At 73.6% G+C, this 24,705-nt stretch carries 25 protein-coding genes; 5 read left to right on the forward strand and 20 right to left on the reverse strand.

Translation table 11 applies throughout. The annotated features are described in order from the left end of the window. Positions 1–65: 65 nt before the first annotated feature. The 6 genes from O7607_RS05080 to O7607_RS05105 form a co-directional block, all read right to left on the reverse strand. On the reverse strand, positions 66–1,616 hold the full coding sequence (locus O7607_RS05080) for a S1 family peptidase (RefSeq protein WP_269701326.1): 1,551 nt from the start codon (positions 1,614–1,616) through the stop codon (positions 66–68). Positions 1,617–1,790: 174 nt separating this feature from the next. Beyond that, the gene (locus O7607_RS05085) at positions 1,791–3,479 is read right to left on the reverse strand and encodes a ribonuclease J (protein ID WP_269701327.1); all 1,689 of its coding nucleotides are present in this window, start codon (positions 3,477–3,479) and stop codon (positions 1,791–1,793) included. Between the two features lie 51 nt (positions 3,480–3,530). Then, on the reverse strand, positions 3,531–4,457 hold the full coding sequence (gene dapA / locus O7607_RS05090) for a 4-hydroxy-tetrahydrodipicolinate synthase (RefSeq protein WP_269701328.1): 927 nt from the start codon (positions 4,455–4,457) through the stop codon (positions 3,531–3,533). Between the two features lie 52 nt (positions 4,458–4,509). Next, entirely contained in the window at positions 4,510–5,247 is a 738-nt protein-coding gene (gene thyX / locus O7607_RS05095) for an FAD-dependent thymidylate synthase (protein ID WP_026268015.1), read from the reverse strand. A gap of 72 nt (positions 5,248–5,319) precedes the next feature. After that, the gene (locus tag O7607_RS05100; protein ID WP_269701330.1) at positions 5,320–6,003 is read right to left on the reverse strand and encodes a DUF2752 domain-containing protein; all 684 of its coding nucleotides are present in this window, start codon (positions 6,001–6,003) and stop codon (positions 5,320–5,322) included. Then, positions 5,993–7,216 (reverse strand): winged helix-turn-helix domain-containing protein, encoded by a 1,224-nt coding sequence (locus O7607_RS05105; RefSeq protein WP_269701332.1) that lies wholly within the window; start codon positions 7,214–7,216, stop codon positions 5,993–5,995. Before O7607_RS05105 ends, O7607_RS05100 begins: the two co-directional genes overlap by 11 nt. 79 nt (positions 7,217–7,295) lie before the next feature. On the opposite strand from O7607_RS05105, the gene O7607_RS05110 reads away from it, so the two are divergent. Further along, complete coding sequence (locus tag O7607_RS05110) at positions 7,296–7,841, forward strand: GNAT family N-acetyltransferase (RefSeq protein ID WP_269701334.1); 546 nt, start codon at positions 7,296–7,298, stop codon at positions 7,839–7,841. On the opposite strand, the gene O7607_RS05115 is transcribed toward O7607_RS05110, so the two are convergent. Beyond that, the gene (locus tag O7607_RS05115; RefSeq protein ID WP_269701335.1) at positions 7,746–9,050 is read right to left on the reverse strand and encodes a glycosyltransferase family 87 protein; all 1,305 of its coding nucleotides are present in this window, start codon (positions 9,048–9,050) and stop codon (positions 7,746–7,748) included. The two genes, O7607_RS05110 and O7607_RS05115, sit on opposite strands and share 96 nt — an antisense overlap. A 35-nt stretch (positions 9,051–9,085) precedes the next feature. On the opposite strand from O7607_RS05115, the gene O7607_RS05120 reads away from it, so the two are divergent. Continuing rightward, positions 9,086–9,679, forward strand: a complete 594-nt coding sequence (locus O7607_RS05120) for a GNAT family N-acetyltransferase (protein WP_269701337.1) — start codon at positions 9,086–9,088, stop codon at positions 9,677–9,679. Between the two features lie 84 nt (positions 9,680–9,763). Here O7607_RS05120 and O7607_RS05125 read toward each other — a convergent pair whose 3' ends face one another. The 7 genes from O7607_RS05125 to truB all read right to left on the reverse strand — a co-directional run bounded on the left by O7607_RS05125 (position 9,764) and on the right by truB (position 17,426). Next, positions 9,764–10,231 carry a GNAT family N-acetyltransferase gene (locus O7607_RS05125; RefSeq protein ID WP_269701340.1) on the reverse strand — a complete coding sequence of 156 codons (468 nt, stop codon included), beginning with the start codon at positions 10,229–10,231 and terminating at the stop codon, positions 9,764–9,766. A gap of 20 nt (positions 10,232–10,251) precedes the next feature. After that, positions 10,252–11,013, reverse strand: a complete 762-nt coding sequence (gene dapB, locus O7607_RS05130; protein ID WP_269701343.1) for a 4-hydroxy-tetrahydrodipicolinate reductase — start codon at positions 11,011–11,013, stop codon at positions 10,252–10,254. Positions 11,014–11,067: 54 nt separating this feature from the next. Continuing rightward, the gene (locus O7607_RS05135; protein WP_269701346.1) at positions 11,068–12,435 is read right to left on the reverse strand and encodes a M16 family metallopeptidase; all 1,368 of its coding nucleotides are present in this window, start codon (positions 12,433–12,435) and stop codon (positions 11,068–11,070) included. A gap of 120 nt (positions 12,436–12,555) precedes the next feature. Next, positions 12,556–14,910: a polyribonucleotide nucleotidyltransferase gene (locus tag O7607_RS05140; RefSeq protein ID WP_269701349.1), complete on the reverse strand. Its 2,355-nt coding sequence runs from the start codon at positions 14,908–14,910 to the stop codon at positions 12,556–12,558. Positions 14,911–15,130: 220 nt separating this feature from the next. Then, complete coding sequence (rpsO, locus tag O7607_RS05145) at positions 15,131–15,400, reverse strand: 30S ribosomal protein S15 (protein ID WP_013284678.1); 270 nt, start codon at positions 15,398–15,400, stop codon at positions 15,131–15,133. 182 nt (positions 15,401–15,582) lie between these two features. Continuing rightward, positions 15,583–16,509 (reverse strand): bifunctional riboflavin kinase/FAD synthetase, encoded by a 927-nt coding sequence (locus O7607_RS05150; protein ID WP_269701352.1) that lies wholly within the window; start codon positions 16,507–16,509, stop codon positions 15,583–15,585. Positions 16,510–16,541: 32 nt separating this feature from the next. Next, entirely contained in the window at positions 16,542–17,426 is an 885-nt protein-coding gene (gene truB / locus O7607_RS05155; protein WP_269701355.1) for a tRNA pseudouridine(55) synthase TruB, read from the reverse strand. A gap of 108 nt (positions 17,427–17,534) precedes the next feature. Here truB and O7607_RS05160 point away from each other — a divergent pair, with 108 nt between their 5' ends. The 3 genes from O7607_RS05160 to O7607_RS05170 all read left to right on the forward strand — a co-directional run bounded on the left by O7607_RS05160 (position 17,535) and on the right by O7607_RS05170 (position 19,891). Next, a complete protein-coding gene (locus O7607_RS05160) occupies positions 17,535–18,530 on the forward strand; it encodes a hypothetical protein (RefSeq protein WP_269701356.1) in 996 nt (331 codons plus the stop codon). A gap of 41 nt (positions 18,531–18,571) precedes the next feature. Beyond that, positions 18,572–18,865: a hypothetical protein gene (locus O7607_RS05165; RefSeq protein WP_269701357.1), complete on the forward strand. Its 294-nt coding sequence runs from the start codon at positions 18,572–18,574 to the stop codon at positions 18,863–18,865. Between the two features lie 84 nt (positions 18,866–18,949). Continuing rightward, positions 18,950–19,891 carry a hypothetical protein gene (locus tag O7607_RS05170; RefSeq protein WP_269701359.1) on the forward strand — a complete coding sequence of 314 codons (942 nt, stop codon included), beginning with the start codon at positions 18,950–18,952 and terminating at the stop codon, positions 19,889–19,891. A 6-nt stretch (positions 19,892–19,897) separates the two neighbouring features. Here O7607_RS05170 and O7607_RS05175 read toward each other — a convergent pair whose 3' ends face one another. From O7607_RS05175 to rbfA, 6 genes are all read right to left on the reverse strand, one after another. Next, a complete protein-coding gene (locus tag O7607_RS05175) occupies positions 19,898–21,217 on the reverse strand; it encodes an MATE family efflux transporter (protein ID WP_269701361.1) in 1,320 nt (439 codons plus the stop codon). Positions 21,218–21,264: 47 nt separating this feature from the next. Continuing rightward, positions 21,265–21,774, reverse strand: coding sequence for an adenylate kinase (locus O7607_RS05180; RefSeq protein WP_269701363.1), 510 nt, complete (start codon positions 21,772–21,774; stop codon positions 21,265–21,267). A gap of 534 nt (positions 21,775–22,308) precedes the next feature. Continuing rightward, a complete protein-coding gene (locus O7607_RS05185) occupies positions 22,309–22,518 on the reverse strand; it encodes a DUF6186 family protein (RefSeq protein ID WP_175438725.1) in 210 nt (69 codons plus the stop codon). Then, entirely contained in the window at positions 22,518–22,925 is a 408-nt protein-coding gene (locus O7607_RS05190) for a hypothetical protein (protein ID WP_269701365.1), read from the reverse strand. The genes O7607_RS05185 and O7607_RS05190 overlap by 1 nt, the downstream gene beginning before the upstream one ends. Before the next feature lie 143 nt (positions 22,926–23,068). Next, positions 23,069–24,085: a DHH family phosphoesterase gene (locus tag O7607_RS05195; protein WP_269701366.1), complete on the reverse strand. Its 1,017-nt coding sequence runs from the start codon at positions 24,083–24,085 to the stop codon at positions 23,069–23,071. Beyond that, entirely contained in the window at positions 24,082–24,582 is a 501-nt protein-coding gene (gene rbfA / locus O7607_RS05200) for a 30S ribosome-binding factor RbfA (protein ID WP_269701367.1), read from the reverse strand. Before rbfA ends, O7607_RS05195 begins: the two co-directional genes overlap by 4 nt. Positions 24,583–24,705: the final 123 nt, after the last annotated feature.

Consider the following 24,705-nt stretch of genomic DNA (forward strand, 5'->3'; position numbering starts at 1 on the left):
CCGACGCGGCGCGTTCCCCGACCACCGGGCGGTGGTGGTCGAGGGCCGCGGTCTGGGTGCGGCGGTCAGCGGGCGGAGAACGCCAGCGTGTACTCGCCGGAGCCGGACAACCCGACGACGCGGTACCGGTAGGCGCCGGCCGGCGTCTCGGCGGTCAGGCGGGCCGCGCCGTCGATGGAGGTCGCGCGGGCCACGGTGCGGAACGCGCCGCCGGTGAAGCGTTGCAGCTCCAGCGCCACCCGGGCGCCGTCCGGCGCGGACAGGCACGCCTCCTGGGTGCCGTCGGGCACCCGGTAGAAGCGCCCGTCCGGCTGGATCTGGGTCCGTCCGGCGGCGATCCGGCCGGTCCGGCTCACCTGCCCGGTGCACTCGGTGTCGCCGGCCGGCGGGGTGGGCTCGGCGGTCGCGGGCGGGGTGGTCTCGCCGCCGCCCGTCGGCGGCTGCGTGGGCGCGGGCTGGTCGCCGGCGGTGACGAGCGTCAGGTTGTTGCGCTCGAGGATCTCGTTCACCGGCTGGAAGAACGTGGTGCCGCCCCGGGTGCAGTCGCCGGAGCCGCCCGAGGTGACGCCCTGCGCCTGGTCGCCGGAGAGCCACGCGCCGCCGGAGTCGCCCGGCTCGGCGCAGACGTTCGTACGGGTCAGCCCGGTGACCGTGCCCTCCGGGTAGTTGACTGTGGCGTTCTTCGCCTGGATCAGGCCGCACCGGGTGCCGGTGGTGGAGCCGGACCGGCAGATCGACGCGCCCACCGGCGCCTCGGTGGAGCCGTTCACCGCCACCGTGCCGCCGTCGTTGAAGTCGGTCACCACGCCCTGCGGCGTCCAGTCGGCGTTCACCCGCACGAACGCCCAGTCGTCACCCGGGAACGAGGACGCGGCAAACGTGCCCTGGGCGACCCGGTTCGATCCGGTGGTGCGGTCCCCCGGCCGGCCGCAGTGCCCGGCGGTGACGAACCCGCCGACCACGGAGAAGCCCACCGAGCAGCGGCCGGCGTTGTTGATCAGGTAGGCGTCGCCTCCCCGCACGTCGAACAGCGGACGCGGGGCCTCGTCGGCGGTACGCACCCGGACCGTCGCGGCCTTCGAACCGGCGGCGGCGGCGAACCGGCGGCCGTCGGCCTCCGCGCCCGGCCGCGCGATCACGACCACCGCGTTGTCTGCCACGTCGACGTACCAGCCGGCCACGTCCGGGCTGGCGTCGGCGCCCGCCGCGTCCAGCCGGGACTTCACCGCGTCCAGCTCGGCGACGCCCCGCGCGACCCGCTTCGGGACCGCGCCCGCCGCGCGTACCCGGGCCTCACCGGCCGGGTCGGCCACCGCCACGGTGAGCGTGGCGCCGTCCGCGCTGAGCCAGCTGCCCCCGTAGCCGGCGCCGAGTTCGCCGCGCAGCCGGGTGACGGTGCCGGCCGCCCACCGCTCCGTCCGCAACCGCTTCACCGCCTGGTCGCGGGTCAGCGAGAGGTCGCGGCCCATCGCGTCCAGGACCTCCGGCGCGACGCCGTCGGCCGCCGGCGCGGCCCGCCGGGGTTCCTCACCGGCGAACGACGGTACGGTCACCGCCGCCGTCAACCCGGCCGCCGCCACCAGTACGCCGATGGCTGTCATCCGTCTGCGGTCCATCCGCCACGCTCCTCCCGACCGGCGCAGGGGCACGCCGGCCGTCGGGAGGTACGGAGACGGACGCCGATCGGATGAGGGTGAGCGAAGGGTTTCGACGCGGCGTGTCGGGGCGTACCCGGAAAGCGACGGCGCCGGCCCACCGCGGACGGTGGACCGGCGCGCGGCGCGGTCGGGTCAGACCTCGACGACGGTCGGGACGATCATGGGCCGACGGCGGTACGCGTCGTTGACCCAGCGGCCCACCGTGCGGCGGACGATCTGCTGGAGCTGGTGCGGGTCCGTGATGCCGTCCGCGGCGGCCCGGTTCAGCGCCTCGGTGACCAGCGGGACCACCGGGTTGAACGCCTCCGGGTCCTCGGAGAAGCCCTTGGCCGAGACGGTCGGCCCGGCGACCACCTTGCCGGTGACCGAGTCGACCACCACTGTCGCGGCGATGAACCCGCCGTCGCCGAGGATCCGGCGCTCGGTGAGCAGCGACTCGCTCACGTCACCGACGGCGAGACCGTCGACGTAGACGTACCGGCTCTTGACCCGCCCGACCAGGCTGGCGCGGCCCTCGACCAGGTCGACCACGTCGCCGTCCTCGCAGAGCACGACCCGGTCCGGCGCGACGCCGGACTCGATGCCGAGCCGGGCGTGCGCCCGCAGGTGCCGCCACTCGCCGTGCACCGGCATCAGGTTGCTCGGGCGGACGACGTTGAGCAGGTAGAGCAGCTCGCCGGCCGGGGCGTGGCCGGAGACGTGCACCTTGGCGACGTCCTTGTGGACCACCACGGCGCCGGCCCGGGCCAGCCGGTTGATCACCCGGTAGACCGAGGTCTCGTTGCCGGGCACCAGCGAGGACGCCAGCACCACCGTGTCGCCGGGCGCGATGGTGATGTGCCGGTGGTCGCCGCTGGCCATCCGGCCCAGCGCGCTCATCGGCTCGCCCTGCGAACCGGTGGACATCAGCACGATCTGCTCGGGCGGCAGGTTCGTGGCCTCCTCGATCCCGACCACCAGGCCGGGCGGGATGTTCAGCAGGCCCAGGTCACGGGCGATGCCCATGTTGCGGACCATGGACCGGCCGATCAGCGCCACCTTGCGGCCGTGCTCGGATGCCGAGTCGAAGACCTGCTGCACCCGGTGCACGTGCGAGGCGAACGAGGCGACGATGATCCGCCCCTTGGCCTTTCCGAAGATCGAGTCGAGGACCGGGCCGATCTCCCGCTCCGGCGTGACGAAGCCGGGGATCTCCGCGTTCGTCGAGTCGGACAGCAGCAGGTCGACGCCCTCGGCGCCGAGCCGGGCGAACCCGGCCAGGTCGGTGATCCGCCCGTCCAGGGGAAGCTGGTCCATCTTGAAGTCGCCGGTGTGCAGCACCAGGCCGGCCGGGGTACGGATGGCCACCGCGAGCGCGTCCGGGATCGAGTGGTTCACCGCGAAGAACTCGCACTCGAACGGGCCCAGCCGTTCCCGGCCACCCTCCCGCACGGTCAGCGTGTACGGCTGGATCCGCCGCTCGGCCAGCTTCGCCTCGACGAGCGCGAGCGTGAACTGGGAACCGACGAGCGGAATGTCCGGCTTGTGCGCGAGCAGGTACGGCACCGCGCCGATGTGGTCCTCGTGGCCGTGCGTGAGCACGATCGCCTGCACGTCGGCCAGCCGGTCCAGAATCGGAGCGAAGTCGGGCAGGATCAGGTCCACGCCCGGCTGCTCGACGTCGGGGAACAGCACCCCGCAGTCGACGATGAGCAGCTTGCCGTCGTACTCGAAGACGGTCATGTTCCGGCCGATGGCGCCGAGTCCGCCGAGCGGGATGATCCGCAGGCCGCCCTCGGGCAGCGGCGGGGGCAGTTCACCCTCGATGTGCGCCTCGGTCACGCGTCACCTCATTCTGCGACGCCGTCGCGCGGCGTCCGTCGTGTCGTTGATTTATTCGGGCAGGGGCAGGCCCGCCGCGGCGCAGTCGGCGCGCAGCTGGGCCAGTTCGTCACCGGTGGCGTCGACGAGCGGCGGCCGCACCGGACCGGCCGAGCGACCCTGCACCCCGAGGCCGGCCTTGACCAGGATCGTGCCCTGGGTGCGGAAGATGCCGGTGTAGAGCGGCAGCAACTGCCGGTGCAGGGCGAGCGCCCGGGCGTTGTCGCCCGCCTCGAACGCCTCGATCATCTGCTGGGTCAGCGCGCCGGTGAAGTGGGTGGAGGTGCCGACCACGCCGACCGCGCCGATCGACAGCATCGGCAGGGTCAGCGCGTCCTCGCCGCTGTAGTAGGCCAGGTCGGTGCGGCTGAGCACCTCCGCGGTGGCGAGCAGGTCGCTCTTGGCGTCCTTCACCGCGACGATCCGGCCGTGCTCGGCCAGCTTCACGAGCGTCTCGGTGGCGATCGCCACGCCCGTGCGGTGCGGGATGTCGTAGAGCATGACCGGCAGGCCGGTGGCGTCCGCGACGGTGGTGAAGTGACGCAGCAGACCGGCCTGCGGCGGCTTGTTGTAGTACGGCGTGACCACCAGCAGGCCGTGCGCACCGGCCTTCTCGGCCTGCGTGGCCAGCTCGACGGTGTGCCGGGTGTCGTTGGTGCCCACCCCGGCGACGATGCGGGCCCGGTCGCCGACCGCCTCGACCACGGCACGGATCAGCGACTCCTTCTCCGCCTCCGTGGTGGTCGGGGACTCGCCGGTGGTGCCGTTGAGGACCAGCGCGTCGTTGCCCTGCTGGTCGACGAGGTATTCGGCGAGCCGGGCGGCGCCGTCGAGGTCCAGGCCGCCGTCCGGCGTGAACGGGGTCACCATGGCCGTCATCACTCGCCCGAACGGGCGCGACGCGCCCCGGCTGGGGGCGGCGGAGTGGTCGTGCGTCATGCTCACAACCTAGCGGACGGCCGCCGGTGACCCGGCGGCGAAGGGCGACGAGTCACTCGGCGTGCGGCGACGCTGCCACCTCGGTGCCGTCGGGCAGCGTGGAGATCTCGAAGTCGGCGAAGACGTTCGGCGCGACACCCTTGAGCTGGCGCAGGCACTCCACGGCCAGCTCGCGGATCTCCACGTCGGCGTGCTCGGTGGCGCGCATCTTCACGAAGTGGCGCCAGGCCCGGTAGTTGCCGGTCACCACGATCCGCGTCTCGGTGGCGTTGGGCAGCACCGCCCGGGCCGCCTGGCGGGCCTGCTTGCGGCGCAGCGTCGGGTTGGGCTCGTCGGTGAAGCGGGCCTCCAGCCCCTCCAGCAACTCGGTGTACGCCCGTACCGCCGCGTCGGTGGCCTCGACGAACTTCTTGTGCAGCTCCGGGTCGTCGGCGATCACCGACGGCTCGACCATCGCCGCGTCCCGCTCGGGCACGTAGCGCTGGGACAGCTGCGAGTAGGAGAAGTGCCGGTGCCGGATCAGCTCGTGCGTGAACGAGCGCGAGACGCCGCTGAAGTAGAAGCTCACGGAGCCGTGCTCCAGCACGCTCAGGTGGCCGACCTCCAGGATGTGCGCCAGGTAACCGGCGTTCGTCGCGGTGGCCGGGTTCGGCTTCTTCCAGCTCTGGTAGCAGGCCCGGCCGGCGAACTCGGCGAGCGCCTGCCCGCCGTCGGCGTCGGTGGACCAGGGCACCTCTTCGGGTGCCTGGAACTGGGTCCACGCGATCAACTTGACCTGGGGCTGCACCATCTCCGGCATTCCTGCGACTGTAGTGGCCGCGCCGTCGCCGTGGAAATCGGGCACGCGGCCGTCCGGAACCGGTCAGACGTAGAGCGAGGTGAAGGGAGCCCAGGGCAGGTTGCGGACCACCGAGAAGACCCCCCAGGCGGCCAGGAACACGCCGATCACCTTCGGGCTGAACCGCGCCTCCGGCAGCTTCCAGCCGAACGCCCGGTTACCCGCCCAGGCCACGAAGAGCCAGGCCAGGAACGGCAGCGCGAACACGAAGAGGAAGTGGTGGCGGGCCGCGGCGGGCAGGTCGGCGTGCAGCACGTACCAGAGCGCGCGGGTGCCGCCGCAGCCCGGGCAGTCGAGCCCGGTGGTCAGCTTGAGCAGGCAGGTCGGTGCGGCGTCCGGGTCGCTCCGGGTCGGGTCACTGACCAGCGCGTACGCGATGCCGACGCCGACGCAGCCGAGCGCCGCGAGCGGCACCGCCCAGCGCGGGGCGCGGGCGTGCAGGCGCATCACCATCCGGGTGAACCGGTCGGCCTCGACCGGCTGGTACGCCGGCGGGTAACCCCCCGGCCACGGTGCTCCGGGCGCTCCGGCGGGAGCGTGCGGACCGGCGTGCGCGTGCGTCTCGGCGTGCGAGGGCTGCCCGGCGTACGCGTAGGCGTGCGCCTCGCCCTGCGGCCCGGACTCCGGCTGCGCGTGCCCGTGCGGCTCGGGGTGCGGGTCGGGCGCGGTGGCAGGCCGGTCAACGCTCGTCACGCGCTCACCGTACACCGGCCACGCCCACCAGCGCGGCGGCCAGCGGCCCCGCCAGGTCGCCCGCGGCGGGCGGGGCGACCGCGTCCAGACCGAGCCAGCCGGCCAGCCGGTACAGCTCGGCGGCGAGCGCCACGGCGGTCTCCCCCGGATCGGCGCCCGGCTCGACCCAGGCGGCGGGCACCAGCAGCACCCCGGCCTTCCGGTCGGCCTTCAGGTCGACCCGGGCGGTGAAGCGCTCGCCCTGGCGGAACGGCAGCACGTAGTAGCCGTAGACCCGCTGCGGCGCCGGCACGTAGATCTCGATCCGGTAGGTGAAGCCGAACAGCCGCTCGGTGCGCCCTCGCTCCCAGACCAGCGGGTCGAACGGGCTGACCAGTGTGTTGCCGCGCACCCAGCGGGGCAGCCGGGCATCGGCGTGCAGGTAGGCGGGGTGCCGCCAGCCCTGCACGGTGACCGGGGTCAGCTCGCCCGCCTCGACCAGCTCGGCCACCGCCTGCCGCGCCCCGGCGACCGGGAGCCGGAAGTAGTCGCGCAGCTCCGGCTCGGCGGCCACACCCAGCGAGCGGGCGGCGATCGAGACGAGCGACCGGTACGCCTCGGCGTCGCTCGGGGTGGGCGCGTCCAGCACGGCGGCCGGGAGCACCCGCTCGGGCAGGTCGTAGCGGCGGGCAAACGAGTTGGTGCGGTCGGCGGCGGTGACCTCGCCGGCCCAGAACAGGAACTCCAGTGCCCGCTTCACGACGGACCAGTTCCAGCCCCAGTTGCCGGTCTCGCGAGGCGCGTCGTGCTCGATCTCGGCTGCGGTCAGCGGGCCCCGGGCGGCCACCTCGTCGCGGACCCAGGCGATCAGCCCGGGCTGCTCCTCGGCGATCCGGCGCATGCCGCCCCACGCCTCGTCGCGGGCCTTCGCCATCCGCCAGCGCAACGCCGGGTGCAGGCCCACCGGCACCAGCGACGCCTCGTGCGCCCAGTATTCGAACAGCTCACGCGGGCGGCGGTAGGCGGCGGTGTCGAGCAGGGCGGTCGGGTAGGGCCCGAGCCGGCTGTAGAGCGGCAGGTAGTGCGCCCGCTGGAGCACGTTCACCGAATCCATCTGGATCAGCCCGACCCGGTCGAGCACCCGGCGCAGATGCCGCCGGGTGGGCACGCCGGTGGGCGCCGGGTCGGCGAAGCCCTGGGCGGCCAGGGTGATCCGGCGGGCCTGGGCGAGGGAGAGCGATTCGGCCATCGTCGGCGACCCTAATCCAGCGGTACGACACCGGGAGCGGCGGCTGGACCGATCGCCCGCCGGGGCATAGAACGGACAGGTGCTCACCATTCGCCGGGAGGAACCGGACGACGCCGAAGCGATCGCCCGGGTGCACGTCCACGGCTGGCAGGCCGGTTACGCCGGGATCATGCCCGCGGAGGTGCTGACCCGGCTGAACCCGCGCGCCTGGGCGCAGCGCCGCCGCGACCTCGGCACCGCCGACCCGGAGCACCCGTTCACCACGCTCGTCGCCGAGGACGACGGCACAATCGTCGGGTTCACCACGTTCGGGCCGTACCGGAACAACCAGGACCGCGGCGACCTCGACCCGGCGCACGGCGAGCTGGTGGCGATCTACGTGGAGCCGGCGCACTGGGGCTCGGGCACCGCGCGGACGCTGCTCGCGGCGGCCCGCGACGGCCTGGCCGAGCGGGGCTGGACGGAATACCGGCTCTGGGTGCTCGCCGACAACGCCCGCGCCCGCCGCTTCTACGAGCGGGCCGGGCACTCACCGGACGGCGAGGAGTCCACCTACGCGGTGCCGCTGTCCGGCGGCCTCGCCCCGATCCTGCTCCGCGAGCTGCGGTACACCACCGGAGGCTGACCCGGCCGGGAGATCGTCGCCGCGCCGCTCGCCGTCGATGGGTGTGAGCCAGCGGCGGATCGGTAGCCCGAGCAGCAACGCCAGGCTGATCCACACGTACGTGTTGCTGCCGAGGAAGCCGTCCACGCCGGTGAAGTCCTTCTCCCAGGACCAGACGATCCGGCTGCACAGCAGCGCGTACCCGATCACCGCGGCGGCCAGCAACAGACGGCGCCGGCGGCTGCGCGCGGGCGCCGCCATGCCGTTGTCGACGAGCAGGATCAGCCCGGGCAGCAGCCAGACCAGGTGGTGCACCCAGGTCACCGGGCTGACCAGGCACATCACCGCGCCGGTCAGGGCCAGGCCGGTGGCCTCGTCGCCGGCGGCCACCGCCGCCCGCGACCGCCACCCCCAGATCACGAGCGTCACGAGTACGAGCAGCAGCCACGCGATCGTGCTGGGGTGCTGCGGGTCGAGCCGGGCCACCACCCCGCGCAGCGACTGGTTGGAGACGAACGCCAGCTCGCCGACCCGGTCGGTGTTCCACAGCGCCTCGGTCCAGAACTCCCGGGAGGCGTCAGGGAAGAGGCCGGCGGCCACCAGCGTGGCGACCGCGGCGGTGCCGACAGTGGTCAGGGCGGCCCGCCAGCGGCCGGTGACCAGCAGGTAGACGATGAAGATGCCGGGCGTCAGCTTGATCGCGGTGGCCAGGCCGATGCCCACGCCCGCCCAGCGGCTGCGCGCCGGCAGCAGCCACAGCAGGTCCACCGCCACCAGGAACAGCAGCAGCATGTTGACCTGGCCGAAGTTGACCGTCTCCCGCATCGGCTCGTACGCGGCGGCCAGGCAGAGCGCGACCGCGAGCGCGAACCAGCGGGTCCAGCCGGAGCGGCGGGCCACCGGGTCCAGCAGCCGCCAGACCACCACGGCGCTCGTCACCACCGTCAGGGTCACGCTCACCACGATCGCCGCGTTCCACGGCAGGTACGCCATCGGCAGCATCACCAGCGCGGCGAACGGCGGGTAGGTGAAGCCGTACTGCGTGCCGGAGCGCAGGAAGTCGTAGATCTCCCCGCCGTCACGCGCCCAGTAGGTCAGCGCGCCGTAGTAGACCTGCAGGTCGAAGAAGCCGTGCCGGACCGCCGCCACGGAGAGGAACACGGTGACTGCCGCGGCGAGCGCCACCACGGCGACGACCTGCGCGACCGTGCGCGCGGCACCCTGCGCCACCGTCACCCTCCTCGCCCTGCGTAGGCTCACGTGCCATGGCTGCAGGCTACGTCCGGCCCGCGCGTCCTGAGGACGCCGGCGAGATCGCACGCATCCAGCTCGCGACCTGGCGGGTCGCGTACCGCCGGATCCTGCCACGGCACGTGCTCGACAACCTCGACGAGGCGTACCTCGCGCGGCGGTGGAGTGCGGCGGTGCAGGAGCCGCCCTCGGGCGCGCACCGGGTGCTGGTCGCCGTCGAACAGGCGGCGCAATCCTATCTGGTGGGGTTCGTCGCCTCCGGTCCGGCCGACGCGGACGCGCTCGCTCCCGGCGAGCCGGCCGAGGCGCTCGGCTCGGACGTCGCGGCGGTGACGGACCTGCTGGTCGAGCCCCGGTGGGGGCGGCGCGGGCACGGCAGCCGGCTGCTCGCCGCGGCTGTCGAGCACTGGCGCGGCGACGGGCTGACCCGGGCGGTCGCGTGGGCGTTCGACGCCGACGCGGCGACCCGGAAGTTCCTCGGCTCGACCGGCTGGGAGCCGGACGGGGCGACCCGCGCGCTGGACGTGGACGACATGCTGGTCCCCCAGCTCCGCTTCCACGTGGCGACCCCGGAGTCCGCTGACGAAAACCTCTCAGCCGACCGATGAGTTCCCGTCCGGCCGCCGGTCCACCCTCACGTGGGTGGGCCGGCGGTCCCGGCACGGGGCAGGACCGCCACCCCACCCCGCCGGTCAGGCGGGGCGGAGTTCGGCCACCAACTCGTCGTCCTCCATGGCGCCGGTGGGGTGGAAGCCCAGCGCGGTGTAGAGGGCGGCGGCGGGCTTGTTGTCGGGGTGGTAGCTCAGGCGGATCGGCTCGCCCGCCTCGGCGAGCCGGTCCGCGAGCGTCCGCACCGTGGCGCGGCCCAGGCCCCGGCCCTGCTCGGCGGCGTCGATCACCATGCCGCCGATCCAGCGCGACCCGTCGTCGTCCACGCCCCACATGACGTGGCCGACGACCGTCTCGTCGGCGTACACCGCGAGCGAGTTCCAGACCTCCGAGCGCTCGGTGAGGAGCAGGTAGCGGGCGGCCAGCGCGGCCACGAAGGCACGCTGGTCGTCGTGCGGCGCGACGTCCGCGACGGCCCGCCAGTTGTCGTCGTCCACCGGCCGCAGCGTCACCCGGCGGCCGGCGCGGTCGGAATGCCCGGAATCGATCATGAGCAGAGGGTACGCCCAGGTCAGTCGAGCAGGGCGTCCAGACCGACTGTGAGACCGGGCCGGCGACCCACCTCCCGGACCGCGAGCAGCACGCCGGGCATGAACGACACCCGGTCGTACGAGTCGTGCCGGATGGTCAGCGTCTCGCCAGTGGTGCCGAACAGCACCTCCTGGTGGGCGACCAGGCCGGTGGCGCGTACCGCGTGCACGCGTACCCCGTCGATGTCGGCACCGCGGGCGCCGGCCACCTCGTCGCGGGTGGCGTCCGGCGCGGGCCCCAGGCCGGCGTCGGCGCGGGCCGCGGCGATCAGCCGGGCGGTGTGGGTGGCGGTCCCGCTCGGCGCGTCCAGCTTGCGCGGGTGGTGCTGCTCGACGATCTCGACCGACTCGAAGTGGCGGGCGGCGCGCGCCGCGAACTGCATCATCAGCACCGCGCCGATGCCGAAGTTGGGGGCGATCACCACGCCCAGCCCGGGCCGGTCGTCGAGCCAGCCCCGCACCTGCGCGAGCCGCTGCTCGGTGAATCCGGTGGTGCCGACCACCGCGTGCACGCCGTTCTCGACGCACCAGCGCAGGTTGTCCATGACCGCGTCGGGGGTGGTGAAGTCGACGACCACCCCGGCGCCCGCCTGCGCCACCGCGTCCAGGTCGTCGCCCTGGTCGACGGCCGCTACCAGCTCCAGGTCGGCGGCGGAGTCGACCGCCTTGCAGACCTCCATGCCCATCCGGCCCCGCGCGCCCAGCACACCGACCCGGGCCGCCGTCTTCTGCTGCTCAGTCACGGGCCACAACCTATCCCAGCGCCCGGCGTGCGGTCCGGCGGACCGGCGGGCCGCTCAGCCCGTGACCGTGAAGCTGCCGGAGTCGAACGGGCCGACCACCGCCAGGGACATCGGCCGTCCGAGCAGGTCGGCGGCGAGCGCGTTCACGTCGTCGAGCGTCACCGCGTCCACCCGGGACAGCAGGTCGTCCACCGGCATCAGGTTGCCGTAGAGCAGCTCGCCCTTGGCGAGCCGGCTCATCCGCGAGCCGGTGTCCTCCAGCCCGAGCACGAACGAGCCCTTGCTCATCCCCTTGCCGCGGGCCAGTTCCGCCTCGGTGATCCCCTCGGCGGCCACCCGCGCCAGCCCCGCACGGGTCAGGTCCAGCACCTCGTCCACCTTGCCCGGCGCGCAACCGGCGTAGACGGCGAACACGCCGCTGTCGGCGTACTGGCTGGCGTAGGAGTAGACCGAGTACGCCAGGCCCCGCTGCTCCCGGATCTCCTGGAACAGCCGGCTGGACATGCCGCCCCCGAGCACGTTGTTCAGCACACCGAGGGCGAACCGCCGGTCGTCGGTGCGGTCGATCCCCGGGCAGCCGAGGATGACGTGCGCCTGCTCGGTCTCCTTCGGCTCGACGAGCGTGGTGGCCGGCTTCGTGCGTACCGCCGGGGTGGCCGACCGGTGCGGCGCGGGCGACGCCGGGTCGGTGTCCAGGGGGGTGCCGCGCAGCGCCTGCCGGACCAGCTTGACCACGGCGGCGTGGTCGAGGTTGCCGGCGGCGGCGATCACGATCTGCGGCGCGGTGTAGCGGCGGCGGTAGAAGCTCTGGATCTGCCGCCGGGTCATCGGCGTGACCGTCTCCTCCGTGCCGGAGATGAGCCGGCCCAGCGGGTGGTCGCCGTAGACGGCGCGGGCGAACAGGTCGTGCACCTCGTCGCCGGGCTCGTCGTCGTGCATGGCGATCTCTTCGAGGATGACGCCGCGTTCGGTCTCCACGTCCGCGGGGGCCAGCACCGAGTCGGCGACCAGGTCGCACATGACGTCGATGGCCAGCGGCAGGTCCTCGTCCAGCACCCGCGCGTAGTAGCAGGTGTATTCCTTCGTGGTGAAGGCGTTCGTCTCGCCGCCCACGGCCTCGATCTGCGCCGAGATCTCCAGCGCGCTGCGCTTGTTGGTGCCCTTGAACAGCAGGTGCTCCAGGAAGTGCGCGGCACCGGCCTGCGTGCCGTTCTCGTCGCGCGAGCCGACCGCCACCCAGATGCCGAACGACACGCTGCGCATCGCCGGGATCGCCTCGGTGAGCACCCGCAGCCCGCTGGGCAGCACGGTACGGCGGACGGTGCCGCCGAGCGGGTCGTCGCTGAGCGTACGGGTGACCGCGCGGGCCGCCGAGCCGATCGGCGCCACCCCCCGTCCCGTCGAGGCGCCTGACGAACTCACGAGAACCTGCTCTCCGGATGACGAGGAACGGCGGACGTACGACGGCTCCAGCTCGCGCGGGCGACCTGGAGCCGTGGGCCGGCCCGGGTGACGCGGACGTCACCCGGGCCGGTCGGTGAATCAGCTGTGCCGGGTCCGGCGGCGCGGACGGGACTCGCCGCCGCCCTCGCCACCCTCGGAGCGGCGCTCGCCACGGTCACCACGGTCGCCCCGGTCACGCGGGCCACGGTCGCCGCCGCGGTCCCGGCCCGACGGACGGTCGCCGCCACCGGCCGCGCCCTCGGCCGGCGCCTCGGCGCCCTCCGGGCGGATCTTGTCCAGGTAGATCTTGCCGCGGGCGTCGATGTCCGCGATCTCCACCTCGACCTTGTCGCCGACGTTGAGGTAGTCCTCGACCTTCTCGACCCGCTTGCCGTCGCCCACCTTGGAGATGTGCAGCAGGCCGTCGCGGCCCGGCAGCAGCGAGATGAAGGCGCCGAACGCGGCGGTCTTCACCACGGTGCCGAGGAACCGCTCGCCGACCTTGGGCAGCGTCGGGTTGGCGATCCCGTTGATCCGGTCCACAGCGGCCTGGGCCGCCGGCCCGTTGGTCGCGCCGACGTAGATCGTGCCGTCGTCCTCGATGGAGATCTCGGCGCCGGTCTCGTCCTGGATCGCGTTGATGGTCTGGCCCTTCGGGCCGATCACCATGCCGATCTTGTCGACCGGGATCTTCACGGTGGTGACCCGCGGCGCGTAGTCCGACATCTCGGCCGGCGCCTCGATGGCACGCTGCATCACGTCGAGGATGGTCTGCCGGGCCTCGTGCGCCTGCTGCAGCGCGGCGGCCAGGACGTCCGACGGGATGCCGTCCAGCTTGGTGTCGAGCTGCAGCGCGGTGACGAAGTCACGGGTGCCGGCGACCTTGAAGTCCATGTCGCCGAACGCGTCTTCGGCGCCGAGGATGTCGGTCAGCGTCACGTACTGGGTCTTGCCGTCGACCTCGTCGGAGATGAGGCCCATGGCGATGCCGGCGACCGGCGCCTTCAGCGGCACACCGGCCGAGAGCAGGCCCAGCGTCGAGGCGCAGACCGAACCCATCGAGGTGGAGCCGTTGGAGCCGAGCGCCTCGGAGACCTGCCGGATGGCGTACGGGAACTCCTCGCGCGAGGGCAGCACCGGGAGCAGCGCCCGCTCGGCGAGCGCGCCGTGGCCGATCTCGCGCCGCTTCGGCGAGCCGACCCGGCCGGTTTCACCGGTCGAGTACGGCGGGAAGTTGTAGTTGTGCATGTAGCGCTTGCGGTTCTCCGGGGACAGCGTGTCCACCATCTGCTCCATGCGCAGCATGTTCAGCGTGGTGACGCCCAGGATCTGGGTCTCGCCGCGCTCGAACAGCGCCGAGCCGTGCACCCGCGGCAGCACGCCGACCTCGGCGGACAGCGGACGGATGTCACGCGGGCCGCGGCCGTCGATGCGGACCTGCTCGCGCAGCACCCGGTTGCGGACCTCGGACTTGGTCAGCGACCGGAACGCGGCGGACAGCTCCTTCTCGCGGCCCTCGAACCGGCCGGTCAGCTCCTCGGCGACCTTGGCCTTGATCCGGTCCAGGGCCTCCTCGCGGTCGGCCTTGCCGGCGATCTTCAGCGCCTCGGCGACCTCGGCGCGGGCCACCTCGGCCACCGCGTCGTACGCGTCGTCGGAGTAGTCCAGGAAGACCGGGAACTCGGCGACCGGCTTGGCGGCCACCTCGGCCAGCTCGCTCTGCGCACGGCACAGCTCGCGGATGGCCGGCTTGGCGGCCTCCAGGCCGCTGGCCACGATCTCCTCGGTCGGCGCGGTCGCGCCACCCGAGATCAGGGTCACGGCGTTCGGGGTGGCCTCGGCCTCGACCATCATGATCGCGACCTCGCCGTCCGGCAGGGTGCGGCCGGCCACGACCATGTCGAAGGTGGCCCGCTCGAGCTCCTCCAGCGTCGGGAAGGCGACCCACTGGCCGTCGACGTGCGCGACCCGGGTCGCGCCGATCGGGCCGGAGAACGGCAGGCCGGAGAGCTTGGTCGACATCGAGGCAGCGTTGATCGCCACCACGTCGTACGGGTGCTGCGGGTCGAGCGCCAGCACCGTCTCGACGACCTGGACCTCGTTGCGCAGGCCCTTGACGAACGACGGGCGCAGCGGCCGGTCGATCAGCCGGCAGGTGAGGATGGCGTCCTCGCTGGGCCGGCCCTCGCGGCGGAAGAACGAGCCGGGGATGCGGCCCGCGGCGTACATCCGCTCCTCGACGTCCACGGTCAGCGGGAAGAAGTCGAACGACTCGCGCGGCTGCTTGCCGGCCGTGGTGGCGGAGAGGACGACCGTCTCGCCGAGCTGGGCGACGACGGAGCCGGCGGCCTGGCGGGCCAGACGGCCGGTGGAGAAAGTGATCTCACGGGTGCCGAAGGACCCGTTGTCGATCACCGCGGTGCGGGATTCGGTGCCGAGGTTGGTCTCGGTCATGTGCTGTGGTGCTCCTTCGCGTCGTCGGCCGACGACACGGGAACTGCTCAGGCGGCCGGTCTTCGATCGAAGCGCCCGGGGAGGCCGGCGTCGTGCCGGGGTTCCCGGGGGCCACTACCGGAGACCGGTGCTGACCGGCTCCCTCTTCGGGTGTCGCGCGGCCGGGTTCTTCGGTGGTACTGCAACGGGGGAGCAGCCAGGCGGCCACTCCCCCGTCAGGTCATCGGCGCAGGCCGAGCCGCTCGATGAGCGACCGGTAGCGGTTGATGTCCTTCTTCTGGACGTAGTTGAGCAGCCGGCGGCGCCGGCCGACCAGCAGCAGCAGCCCACGGCGGCTGTGGTGGTCGTGCTTGTGCACCTTCAGGTGCTCGGTGAGCTCCGCGATCCGCTTGGTCAGGACCGCGACCTGCACCTCGGGCGAGCCGGTGTCGCCCTCGGCGGTCGCGTACTCCTGGCGGATCTTGGCCTTGGCTTCCTGGTCGAGCGCCATGTTCTCCCTGTTTCGTGGGTCATTCGATGAGGTCCGGAGCGGTCGTGGTGACCGGTGCAACGGACCGGTTCCTCGCACCCGCGGCGTCGTGCAGGCACGCGAGGCCCCCGTCGGTCAGCCGACGTCTCCGTCAGCCTACCAGCCCTCGGGACGGACGGCCGGTCAAGGTCGCTCCGCGCGGGTCAGAGCACCGCCCGGCGGGTGCGCTCCACGTCCTCGGCGATCTGGGCCACCAGCGGTTCGACCGCGTCGTATGTCCGCTGCTCACGCAGGTGCGCCACGAAGTCCAGGGCCAGCCGCTCACCGTACAGGTCGCCGGTGAAGTCCAGCGCGTACGCCTCCACCCGCCGCTCCCGGCCGGAGAACGTCGGGTTGGTGCCGATCGACACCGCCGCCGCCAGCGGTTCCCCGTCGCGGCGCACCAGGCGGGCCGCGTACACGCCGTCGGCGGGCACCGCCGCGTACCTGTGGGTCAGCAGGTTGGCGGTGGGGTAACCCAGCTCACGTCCGCGCTGGTCGCCGCGGACCACCACGCCCTCGACCCGGTGCGGGCGGCCGAGCGCCGCCGCCGCCGCGCCCACGTCGCCCGCGTCGACGCAGGACCTGATGTACGTGGAGGAGAAGACCGTCCCCGCCTCGGCGACCAGCGGGGCCCCCTCGACGGCGAACCCGAAGGTGCGGCCCAGACGTTCCAGCAGCGGCACGTCCCCGGCCGCCCGGTGCCCGAACCGGAAGTTGTCCCCGACCACCACGAGCGCGGCGTGCAGGTGCTCGACCAGGACGTCGTGCACGAACGCCTCGGGTGGCAGCCGGGAGAACTCGACGGTGAACGGCACCACGCAGAGCACGTCCACGCCGAGCGCCTCGATCAGCTCGGCCTTGCGCGCCGGCTCGGTGAGCACCGCCGGGTGCGAGCCGGGGCGCACCACCTCGGCCGGGTGCGGGTCGAACGTCACCACCACCGACTTGACGCCCAGCTCCCGGGCGCGCGCCACGGCGTGCCCGATGGTGGCCTGGTGCCCCCGGTGCACGCCGTCGAAGACGCCGATGGTGATCACCGAGCGTCCCCATCCGCCGGGCGCAGCCTCGTATCCCCGCCACCGCTGCATGCCGTCTCCTCCCCTGTCCGCCCGCGCGCCGTTCAGGCCGGGGCCAGCACGATCTCCGCGCGGGCCCGACCGTCCCGCTCGCTGACGATAGCGATCAGCCCGCCCGCCGGGCCGAAGACGGCGTACGGCCCGGTGAGCCCGGCCGGCGCCAGCGGCCCGCCGTGGGACAGCACCCGGGCCTCGTCGGCGGTGGCGTCCCGGCGCGGGAAGAACCGCTCGGCGGCGGCGTCCAGCGGCAGGTTCACCACGTCCGGCGCGCGCTCCTCGAGCTGGTCGAGCGTGGCCGCCTCGGCGAGCGTGAACCCGCCCACAGCGGTCCGGCGCAGCGCGGTGAGGTGACCGCCGACACCGAGCGCCGCGCCCGCGTCGCGGGCCAGCGCCCTGATGTACGTCCCGGACGAGCAGGTCACGTCGACGTCGACGTCCACCACGTCCGGGACGTCCCGGCGGATCTCCACCACGTCCAGCCGCGACACGGTGACCCGGCGGGCGGGCAGCTCGACCGCCTCGCCGTCGCGGACCCGCTTGTACGCCCGCTGTCCATTGATCTTGATGGCGCTGACCGCGCTCGGCACCTGGTCGATCTCGCCGGTGAGCGCGGTGAGCGCGGCGCGTACCCCGTCGTCGGTGACCGCGCCGGCCGGGGTGGTGGCGACCACCTCGCCCTCGGCGTCGTCGGTGACCGTGGCCTGCCCCAGCCGGATCGTCGCGGCGTAGCTCTTGCCGGCGCCGATCACGTACGTGAGCAGCCGGGTCGCCCGGCCCACCCCGATCACCAGCACGCCGGTGGCCATCGGGTCCAGCGTGCCGCCGTGACCGACGCGGCGGGTACGGGCCAGCCGCCGGATGCGGGCCACGACGTCGTGCGACGTCATGCCGCCGGGCTTGTCGACCACGATCAGACCGTCTGTGCTCACGACCGCCAAGCCTGCCAGACGGCGCCGCTCCTCCCTGCGGGGGATACCGCCCTGCTTCGGCCGGGTGTCAAGATCGTGCGCCAGCGCCCCGTCTGCCCGGGAAGTCCGATGACCGATCACCGCTCCGCCTCCGATCCGTACGCCACCGATCGTCCGACGGAGGACGACCTGGGACGGGTGCCCGAGTGGCTGCGCCGGCCCGCGCCGGAGGTCGAGCCGGGCCGCGGCGACCGCCTGCGGATCGCGCTCGGCGGGCACTCCGGCAAGCTGCTCGGCGGCGTGGTCGTGCTGGCGCTGCTCGCCTTCTTCGGGCTCGTCGGGGGCGTCGGCTACCAGGGCTTCCAGCGCTGGCGCGAGCCGGCCGCCGAACACCCCACGGTCAGCCTGCCGGTCGGTGAGCAGGCCTCCTCGTCGGCCTCGCCGCCACCGGCCGCCGGTCCGTTCGACGGCACCCCCGCGTCCGCCTTCCCGGAGGGTACGGCGGGGATCGCGCTGCCCCGGGCCAAGCGGACCGGCGCGTTCAGCGAGAAGCAGGTGGCCGACGCGCTGACCAAGGTTCGCAAGGCCCTGGTGACCGCCCGGCTGGACCGCACGTTCTTCACCGCGAAGAACCCGGAGCGGCTGGTCCGCCAGTTCGCCCCGGACGCGCGGGCCGGCGTGCGCGACGACTTCCCCACCGGCGAGGCGAGCACCTACGCGACCCGGCTCGCCCCCGGCGCCCGGCTTACCGCCGACCAGCCCCGGGTCAAGGGCCGGATCAGCTACCGGGCGACGAAGGACCGGGACGGCATCCGCATCCTCGAGGTGACCACGAACTTCGTCTGGGCGTACGCCTTCTCCACCGCCCGCCCCGCCCCGGGGGCCGGCGTGGTGGTGGTCCACGACACGGTGAAGTGGAGCACCCCGCACCCGGCCGACGTGACCACCGGCTCCGTCGGTCTGTGGATCGAGCGGGCCGACTCGTACGCCTCCAACATCGACTGCGTCGCGCTGGACAAGGGGCTGCTCGCGCTCGGCAAGCCCTCGCTCGGCGGGCCGGCCGACCCGGACCCGGACGCCGTCTTCGACCCGGACAAGACAGTCGACCTGCCGGACACCTGCTGACCCGCCCGTCTCACCGCACCACCCTCGATGGGAGCCTTTCGATGAGCGACGCCCCGCCACCGCACCGTGCCCGGGTCGACCTGCCGGACTGGATGCGCAATCCGGAGCCGCCCCGCCGTACCCTCGGCCGCCGCCTGTCCGACCTGGTCGACGGCGTACCGGCGCTGGCGGCGGCGCGCCGCCGGATCTGGGCCTGGCAGGGCCGGACCCGATTCGGCGAGCGGCATCCCACGATGGCCGCGATCGGGTCGTTCGTGTTCGTCCTGGTGACCGCGACGCTGCTGGTCGTCGGCATGCTCTACCTCGCGTGGGCGATCCGGCAGGGCCGGATCTGACCGGCACGGAACGGGACAGCGGGATCGGCGGCCGGGTGCAATGATCATGCGCCCCCTGCCCCTGCACCCCCTCTGGAACGCCGCATGAGCACCGAAGACGGGACCACCCCACCCGAGCCGGATCCCTACGCCGTCGCCTCCCGGGGCGAGGAGATCCGGTTACCGAGCTGGATGACCGGCGCGGACACGCACGTCCCGCTGACCCGCGCCGAGCGCTTCCGCATGGTCTGGTCCCGGCAGCGCGGCAAGCGCCACGTCGCCTTCGTGGTGGTGCTCGCCCTGGTGCTGATCGGCGGCACGGCCGTGATCGGCCGGGTCACCGTCGATCGCGTACGGTCCGGCACCGCCGCCGCGGCCTCGGCCTCGGCCAGCCCGTCTCCGGTTCCGCTCAGCCGGGTGGGCGAGCCGCGCGACCTCTTCGCCGGCACACTCGGCGCGGACTTCGCGATCGGCGCGGCCGGGATCGTCCTGCCGCAGGCCACGGCGCGACCGCCGTTCACCGCCGGCCAGGTGGCCACGGCACTCGGCCAGGTCCGGGCCGCGCTGATCCAGGCCCGGCTCGACCTGTCCATGATCCTCGGCGACACGGAGCCGTTCCTGGCGCTGCTGGCGCCTGCCTCGCGCGCGCAGACGCGTACCGACTTCGAGGACTCGTCGTTCCTCAACTACGCCACCCGGATCGGCTCGCAGGACCGCGCCGACGAGATCCGGGTCCGGGGTGAGATGCGCTACCGGGCCGTCACCGGCGACGACGGCCGGCCGATCCTGCGGATCACCACCGAGTACGTCTGGATGTACGCGTTCGACGTGCCGCGTACGACGCCGGGCCGGGCCGGAATCGCCACCATCCGCGACCGGGTCGTCTGGGAGGTCCCCCACCCCGACGGGCTGCCGGCGGCGAAGCGCGGCCTCTGGCTCGTCTCCGCTCAGGCGAGCACGAGCAACGTCGACTGCGCGCGGCTGGGCGCGGGCTTCTTCGTGGTCGAGCCGTGGATGGGCGGTCCCGGTTCGTTCCAGCCCTGCTGACCGGCGTCAGCGCACCGCGCCGGTCACCGCCCACGCGCCCGAACGCACCCGCAGCAGCAGGCCGGCCAGCCGCAGCACCACGAACAGCATCAGCCCGGCCCAGATCCCGCCCAGCCCGAGCTCGAACGCGTAGGCCAGCCAGATCGCCGGCAGGAACCCGCCGAACGCGCACACGATGGTGAGGTTCCGCAGATAGCGCACGTCGCCCGCGCCGATCAGCACCCCGTCGAGCGCGAACACCACGCCGCCGATCGGCTGGAGCGCGACGAACCAGGGCCAGGCCGTCATGGCCTGCTCGCGTACCTGCGGATCGGAGCTGAACCACGACGGCACCACGCCGGCGCCCGCAGCGATGAGCACCGCGAAGGCCACGCCGCACAGCCCGCCGAGCAGCGCGACGCGGCGGGCCAGGAACCGCGCGCCGGCCGCGTCGCCGGCGCCGAGCGCGGCGCCGACGAGCGACTGCGCGGCGATGGCCAGGGCGTCGAGCACCAGCACCGTGAAGAACCACAGTTGCAGGGCGATCTGGTGCGCGCCGACCGCGGCGGCGCCGAACCGGGCCGCGACCGCTGTCGCGGACAGGAAGCTGGCCTGGAACGCGACACCACGCACGAGCAGGTCCCGGCTCAGCACGAGCTGCTGGCCGATCACCCGGGGCCGGGGCCGCAGCGAGACCCGCTCGCGCACCAGTGCGCCCGCGAACAGGACGCCGGAGAGCGTCTGCGCGATCGCGTTCGCCACCGCCGAGCCGACCAGGCCGAGCCCGGCCGGATAGACCAGCAGCGGGCAGAGCACCGCGGAGAGCAGGTTCGGGCCGAGCACGAACAGCAGCGGCCGGCGGGTGTCCTGGATGCCGCGCAGCCAGCCGTTGCCGGCGGCGGCGAGCAGCAGGCCGGGCGCGCCGAGCGCCGCGACCCGCAGCCATCCGGCGGCGGCGTCGGCCACCTCGCCGGGGCCGCCGACGAGGGTACGCGCCAGCGCGCCCCCGCCGATGCCGATGGCGACCGCCACCAGCACTCCGGTGGCCAGCGCGAGCCAGGACGCCTGCACGCCCTCGGCCACCGCGGCGGCCCGGTCCCCCGCTCCGAAGCGGCGGGCCGAGCGGCCCGTGGTGCCGTACGCGACCACGGTGCCGACCCAGGCGGTGAGCGTCATGACCGTGCCGCCGACTGCGAGCGCGGCCAGCGGCACCCGGCCCAGGTGACCGACCACGGCGGTGTCGACGAGGACGTACAGCGGCTCGGCGGCCAGCACCACGAGGGCGGGCAGCGCGAGTGCGGCGATCCGCCGCGGCGAGGCGGTGACGGGGGTGGCGGTGGTGCTCATCGCCGCCGATCCTGGCACGCGCCCAGTAAGGTCCGCAAGGCAAGCGACTACTTACCCACACCGGCCAGGAAGCGGGCCGCGTCACGCCGCCCGCGCAGGCGGCGCACCGGCAGTGCCGGGGCGTGCTCGGCGAGCGCGGCGAAGACCCGGGGCCGAGAGTCACGGGGGTAGCGCCAGACGTAGCGCAGGAAGCCCAGATCGAGGCGTTCCGGGCAGTCCTCGGGCAGGTCGGGCCGGGGCAGCCTTCGGTGCGCCCACCGGCGGCGGACGATCCGGACCAGGCAACGCGGCCGGGAGGTGTCGCAGAGCACCAGCAGGTCGGCGCGGGGCAGCCGCAGGTCGAGGGTGCTCGCGTAGTTGCCGTCCATGACCCAGGCCGGGCGGGCGGCGAGCGCTGCCACCTCGGCGCGGAAGTCAGCCGGGGCGGACGCGGTCCAGCCGGGGCGCCAGTAGTGCCGGTCCAGGTGGATCAGGGGAAGGCCGAGTCGCCGGGCCAGTTCACCGGCGAGCGTGCTCTTGCCGGCGCCGGAGCTGCCGACCACGAGGATGCGTCGCACCGGGCGACGGTAGCGCGGAAGCGGGTTCCCGCGCGGCGGTGACGCCGGCGCCGGGCTGCGGGTGCGGCCCGGCCGGCGTCACCGCCGGACGGCGTACGTCACTGACGGGTGTCCATCGAGGTCTGCAGCGCGCGGCGCATCTGCTCGCGCGCCTCGTCGGTGGTGGTCTCGGTCTGCGGCTTGCGCTTGCTGGGCATGTGAGGTCCTTCCAGGGTGCGGACCACCGGGACGTGGCGGTCCTACGGGCGCCCGGCGCTCCGGATCGGCGCGACGACTGATCGCGCCGCGACCGGAAGTCGTCGGCGGCTGAGCGCCCGGCAGCGGTCCGGGATCACCGGAGCGGCTCGCCTGGCAGCGGGAGCCCGGGTCGGTCCGACCCTGGAGGGAGGCGAGGCCGGGTGCGGCACCACCGCCCGTGACCAGCGCCGCGAAGCGCCGGTCCCGCACCCAAATTAACGTTCACTTTCCAGATACTGCCCCCAGTTCCCGAAATGCGGAAAGATCAACCTCGTCGTCCCGCTCCGGCGAGGGCGGTCAGCGGGCCAGGAAGTGCCAGCCCAGCCACCACCAGAAACCGAACAGCCCAATCCGGCCGACCGGCACCGGGCCCACCTCGTACCGCATCACGAACGCGCAGACGTCGGCCAGCGACGGGATCCGCGAGCCCTCCCGGCGCGCGGCCCACTCGACGACGGCGAACAGCACGATCGAGACTCCGAACCCGCCGATCGCCAGTGCCCGCATCATCGGCGCACCAGTCCCCAGAACGCGGACAGCCACGCGAACCAGGCCGCCGAACGGACCAGGTGGTCCTCCAGCAGCGGATCGGCCAGCCGGGAGAGGGTGGGGAAGTCGTCGCCCGCCGCCGCCACGAACGTCGCCCCCTCGAAGACCCCGAAGACGGTCACCGGGACCAGCCACCAGAGCGCGACCGACGGCAGCCGGCGCGGCGCCGGACGCCGGGGCACCCGGTTGCTCAGGCCGACCCAGATCAACCCCCCGCCGGTGGTGAGGATGTAGAGGTTCGCCGCGGTCGAGAAGGACGGCATCTGGCCCCCGACCAGGGACAGGCAGATCAGCACCGGCACGGAGACGACCGGCCGGTCCCAGGCCCGGGGCGCCTCGACGGTGAGCTCACGGGGATGATCCATCACCCGATTGTCCCCAGCGTCACGGACGGCGGAAAGCCCGGCACGCGTCGTGATCCCTGGAAATGCCGCCGATCGGCTCACACTTCAGATCGCCGCCGCACCTCGGCGCGGCAGAAATATCGGGGCAATTCCAGCCCTAAGGGCTAGAGCGTGCCGGTGGCCAACTCCCCGCGGATCCGCCCGACCACCTCGTCGAGGGATCCCCGCCCGGTGAAGCCGGCCGCGAACCGGTGCCCGCCGCCGCCGAGCGCCACCGCCACCCGGCTCACGTCCACAGCGCCCTTGCTGCGCAGCGACACCGCCCACTCGGCCTCGCCGGCCTGCTTCACCACACAGCTCACGTCCGCCTCGGCGGTGCAGCGCACCGAGTCGATGAGCGCCTCCAGCACGTACGCGGGCTGCTCGTGGCGGACCAGGTCGTCGCGGGTCGCGTACGTCCAGACGAGGCCGTTCCCGGCGGCGGCCGCCGGTTCCAGCGTGGCCCGGCCGAGCACCTCGCCGAAGAGGCGGACGGCGCCGAACGGGCGGGTGTCGAAGATCCGCCGGGAGATGTCCCCGGGCCGGATGCCGGTGGCCACCAGGCGCGCTGCCGTCTCGTGCACGGCCGGGGTGGTCGCCTCGAAGCGGAACGAGCCGGTGTCCGTGGTGAGCGCGACGTACAGCCCGGTCGCCATCTCCGCGTCCAGCGTCACGCCGAGCCGGTCCAGCAGTTCCAACGCGACCACTGAGGTCGCGGCGGCGTGCGGGTCGACCAGATTGATCCGGCCGAACCCGCTGTTCGAGGCGTGGTGGTCGAGCACGAGCGACGTGCCCGCCGTGTCCAGCCGGTCGACCAGGTCGCCCAGCCGGGACTCACTCGCCGCGTCGAAGCAGATCACCAGGTCCGGAGCCGGGTACGCGTCGTCCTGCGGCACCAGCATGTCCGTGCCGGGCATCCACCGGAACGGCTCGGGCACCTCCGGCGGGCCGGGGAAGGTGGCCTGGAGATCGCGGACACCGAGCCGGCGCAGGCCCAGCCCGAAGCCGAGCATGCTGCCCAGCGCGTCCCCGTCCGGGTTCACGTGGCAGATCAGCAGCACCCGCGCGTCGGCGGGGAGGTCGCGTACCGCCGCGACGGCGGACGCCCACGCGGTCTCGGTGGGCCCGGCCGCCTCGGTCACCGGCGGTCGCCGGCGCGCGGCTCGTCGTCGTCCTCGTCCTCGTCCTCGTCCTCGTTCTCGGCGGAGGCGGCGTCCTCGTCGTCCTCGACCCGGTACGGCTGGGCCTCGCCCGCGTACGAGGCCTTCGCGGCCAGCCGCTGCACCTCGGCGTCGGCGGTACGCGCGGCAGCCAGCAGGTCGTCGATGTGCTTGACCTGGTCCTGCACGTCGTCGAGGACGAAGGTGAGCGTCGGCGAGTGCCGCAGCCCGAGCGCCTTGCCGACGGTGCTGCGCAGCATGCCCTTGGCGCTCTCCAGCGCGGCGGCGGTGCTCGCCTGGGCCGCCGCGTCTCCGAGCACCGTGTAGAAGACGGTGGCGTCGCGCAGGTCGGCGGTGATCCGGGCGTCGGTGATCGTGATCATGCCGAGCCGGGGGTCCTTGATCTGGCTGCGCACCACCGACGCGACGAGTTCCCGGATGCGCTCCGCGTGCCGGCGAACCTTTGCCTGATCCGTCATGTCCCCCACCTCCGGGATCACCTGTACCCATGACGACGCCGGATCATCATGCGACCCGGGCCGTCGGCCGGAGACGGCGGGCGCGTGGGCGCCGCCGGGTCCGACCGCCCAACGCTGAAGAAC

This window comes from Micromonospora sp. WMMA1949, assembly GCF_027460145.1.
In the GTDB taxonomy this organism is placed as follows: domain Bacteria; phylum Actinomycetota; class Actinomycetes; order Mycobacteriales; family Micromonosporaceae; genus Micromonospora.

Excerpts from the sequence above, each read along its gene's own strand:
- O7607_RS05150 (WP_269701352.1), bottom strand. The coding sequence starts at position 16,509 with ATGCAGCGGTGGCGGGGATACGAGGCTGCGCCCGGCGGATGGGGACGC.
- O7607_RS05190 (WP_269701365.1), bottom strand. The coding sequence starts at position 22,925 with ATGGATCATCCCCGTGAGCTCACCGTCGAGGCGCCCCGGGCCTGGGAC.
- rbfA (WP_269701367.1), bottom strand. The coding sequence starts at position 24,582 with ATGACGGATCAGGCAAAGGTTCGCCGGCACGCGGAGCGCATCCGGGAA.
- O7607_RS05185 (WP_175438725.1), bottom strand. The coding sequence starts at position 22,518 with ATGCGGGCACTGGCGATCGGCGGGTTCGGAGTCTCGATCGTGCTGTTC.
- thyX (WP_026268015.1), bottom strand. The coding sequence starts at position 5,247 with ATGGTGCAGCCCCAGGTCAAGTTGATCGCGTGGACCCAGTTCCAGGCA.
- O7607_RS05120 (WP_269701337.1), top strand. The coding sequence starts at position 9,086 with ATGGCTGCAGGCTACGTCCGGCCCGCGCGTCCTGAGGACGCCGGCGAG.
- dapA (WP_269701328.1), bottom strand. The coding sequence starts at position 4,457 with ATGACGCACGACCACTCCGCCGCCCCCAGCCGGGGCGCGTCGCGCCCG.
- O7607_RS05170 (WP_269701359.1), top strand. The coding sequence starts at position 18,950 with ATGAGCACCGAAGACGGGACCACCCCACCCGAGCCGGATCCCTACGCC.
- O7607_RS05125 (WP_269701340.1), bottom strand. The coding sequence starts at position 10,231 with ATGATCGATTCCGGGCATTCCGACCGCGCCGGCCGCCGGGTGACGCTG.
- O7607_RS05140 (WP_269701349.1), bottom strand. The coding sequence starts at position 14,910 with ATGACCGAGACCAACCTCGGCACCGAATCCCGCACCGCGGTGATCGAC.
- O7607_RS05165 (WP_269701357.1), top strand. The coding sequence starts at position 18,572 with ATGAGCGACGCCCCGCCACCGCACCGTGCCCGGGTCGACCTGCCGGAC.
- O7607_RS05160 (WP_269701356.1), top strand. The coding sequence starts at position 17,535 with ATGACCGATCACCGCTCCGCCTCCGATCCGTACGCCACCGATCGTCCG.
- O7607_RS05080 (WP_269701326.1), bottom strand. The coding sequence starts at position 1,616 with ATGGACCGCAGACGGATGACAGCCATCGGCGTACTGGTGGCGGCGGCC.
- O7607_RS05105 (WP_269701332.1), bottom strand. The coding sequence starts at position 7,216 with ATGGCCGAATCGCTCTCCCTCGCCCAGGCCCGCCGGATCACCCTGGCC.
- O7607_RS05175 (WP_269701361.1), bottom strand. The coding sequence starts at position 21,217 with ATGAGCACCACCGCCACCCCCGTCACCGCCTCGCCGCGGCGGATCGCC.
- rpsO (WP_013284678.1), bottom strand. The coding sequence starts at position 15,400 with ATGGCGCTCGACCAGGAAGCCAAGGCCAAGATCCGCCAGGAGTACGCG.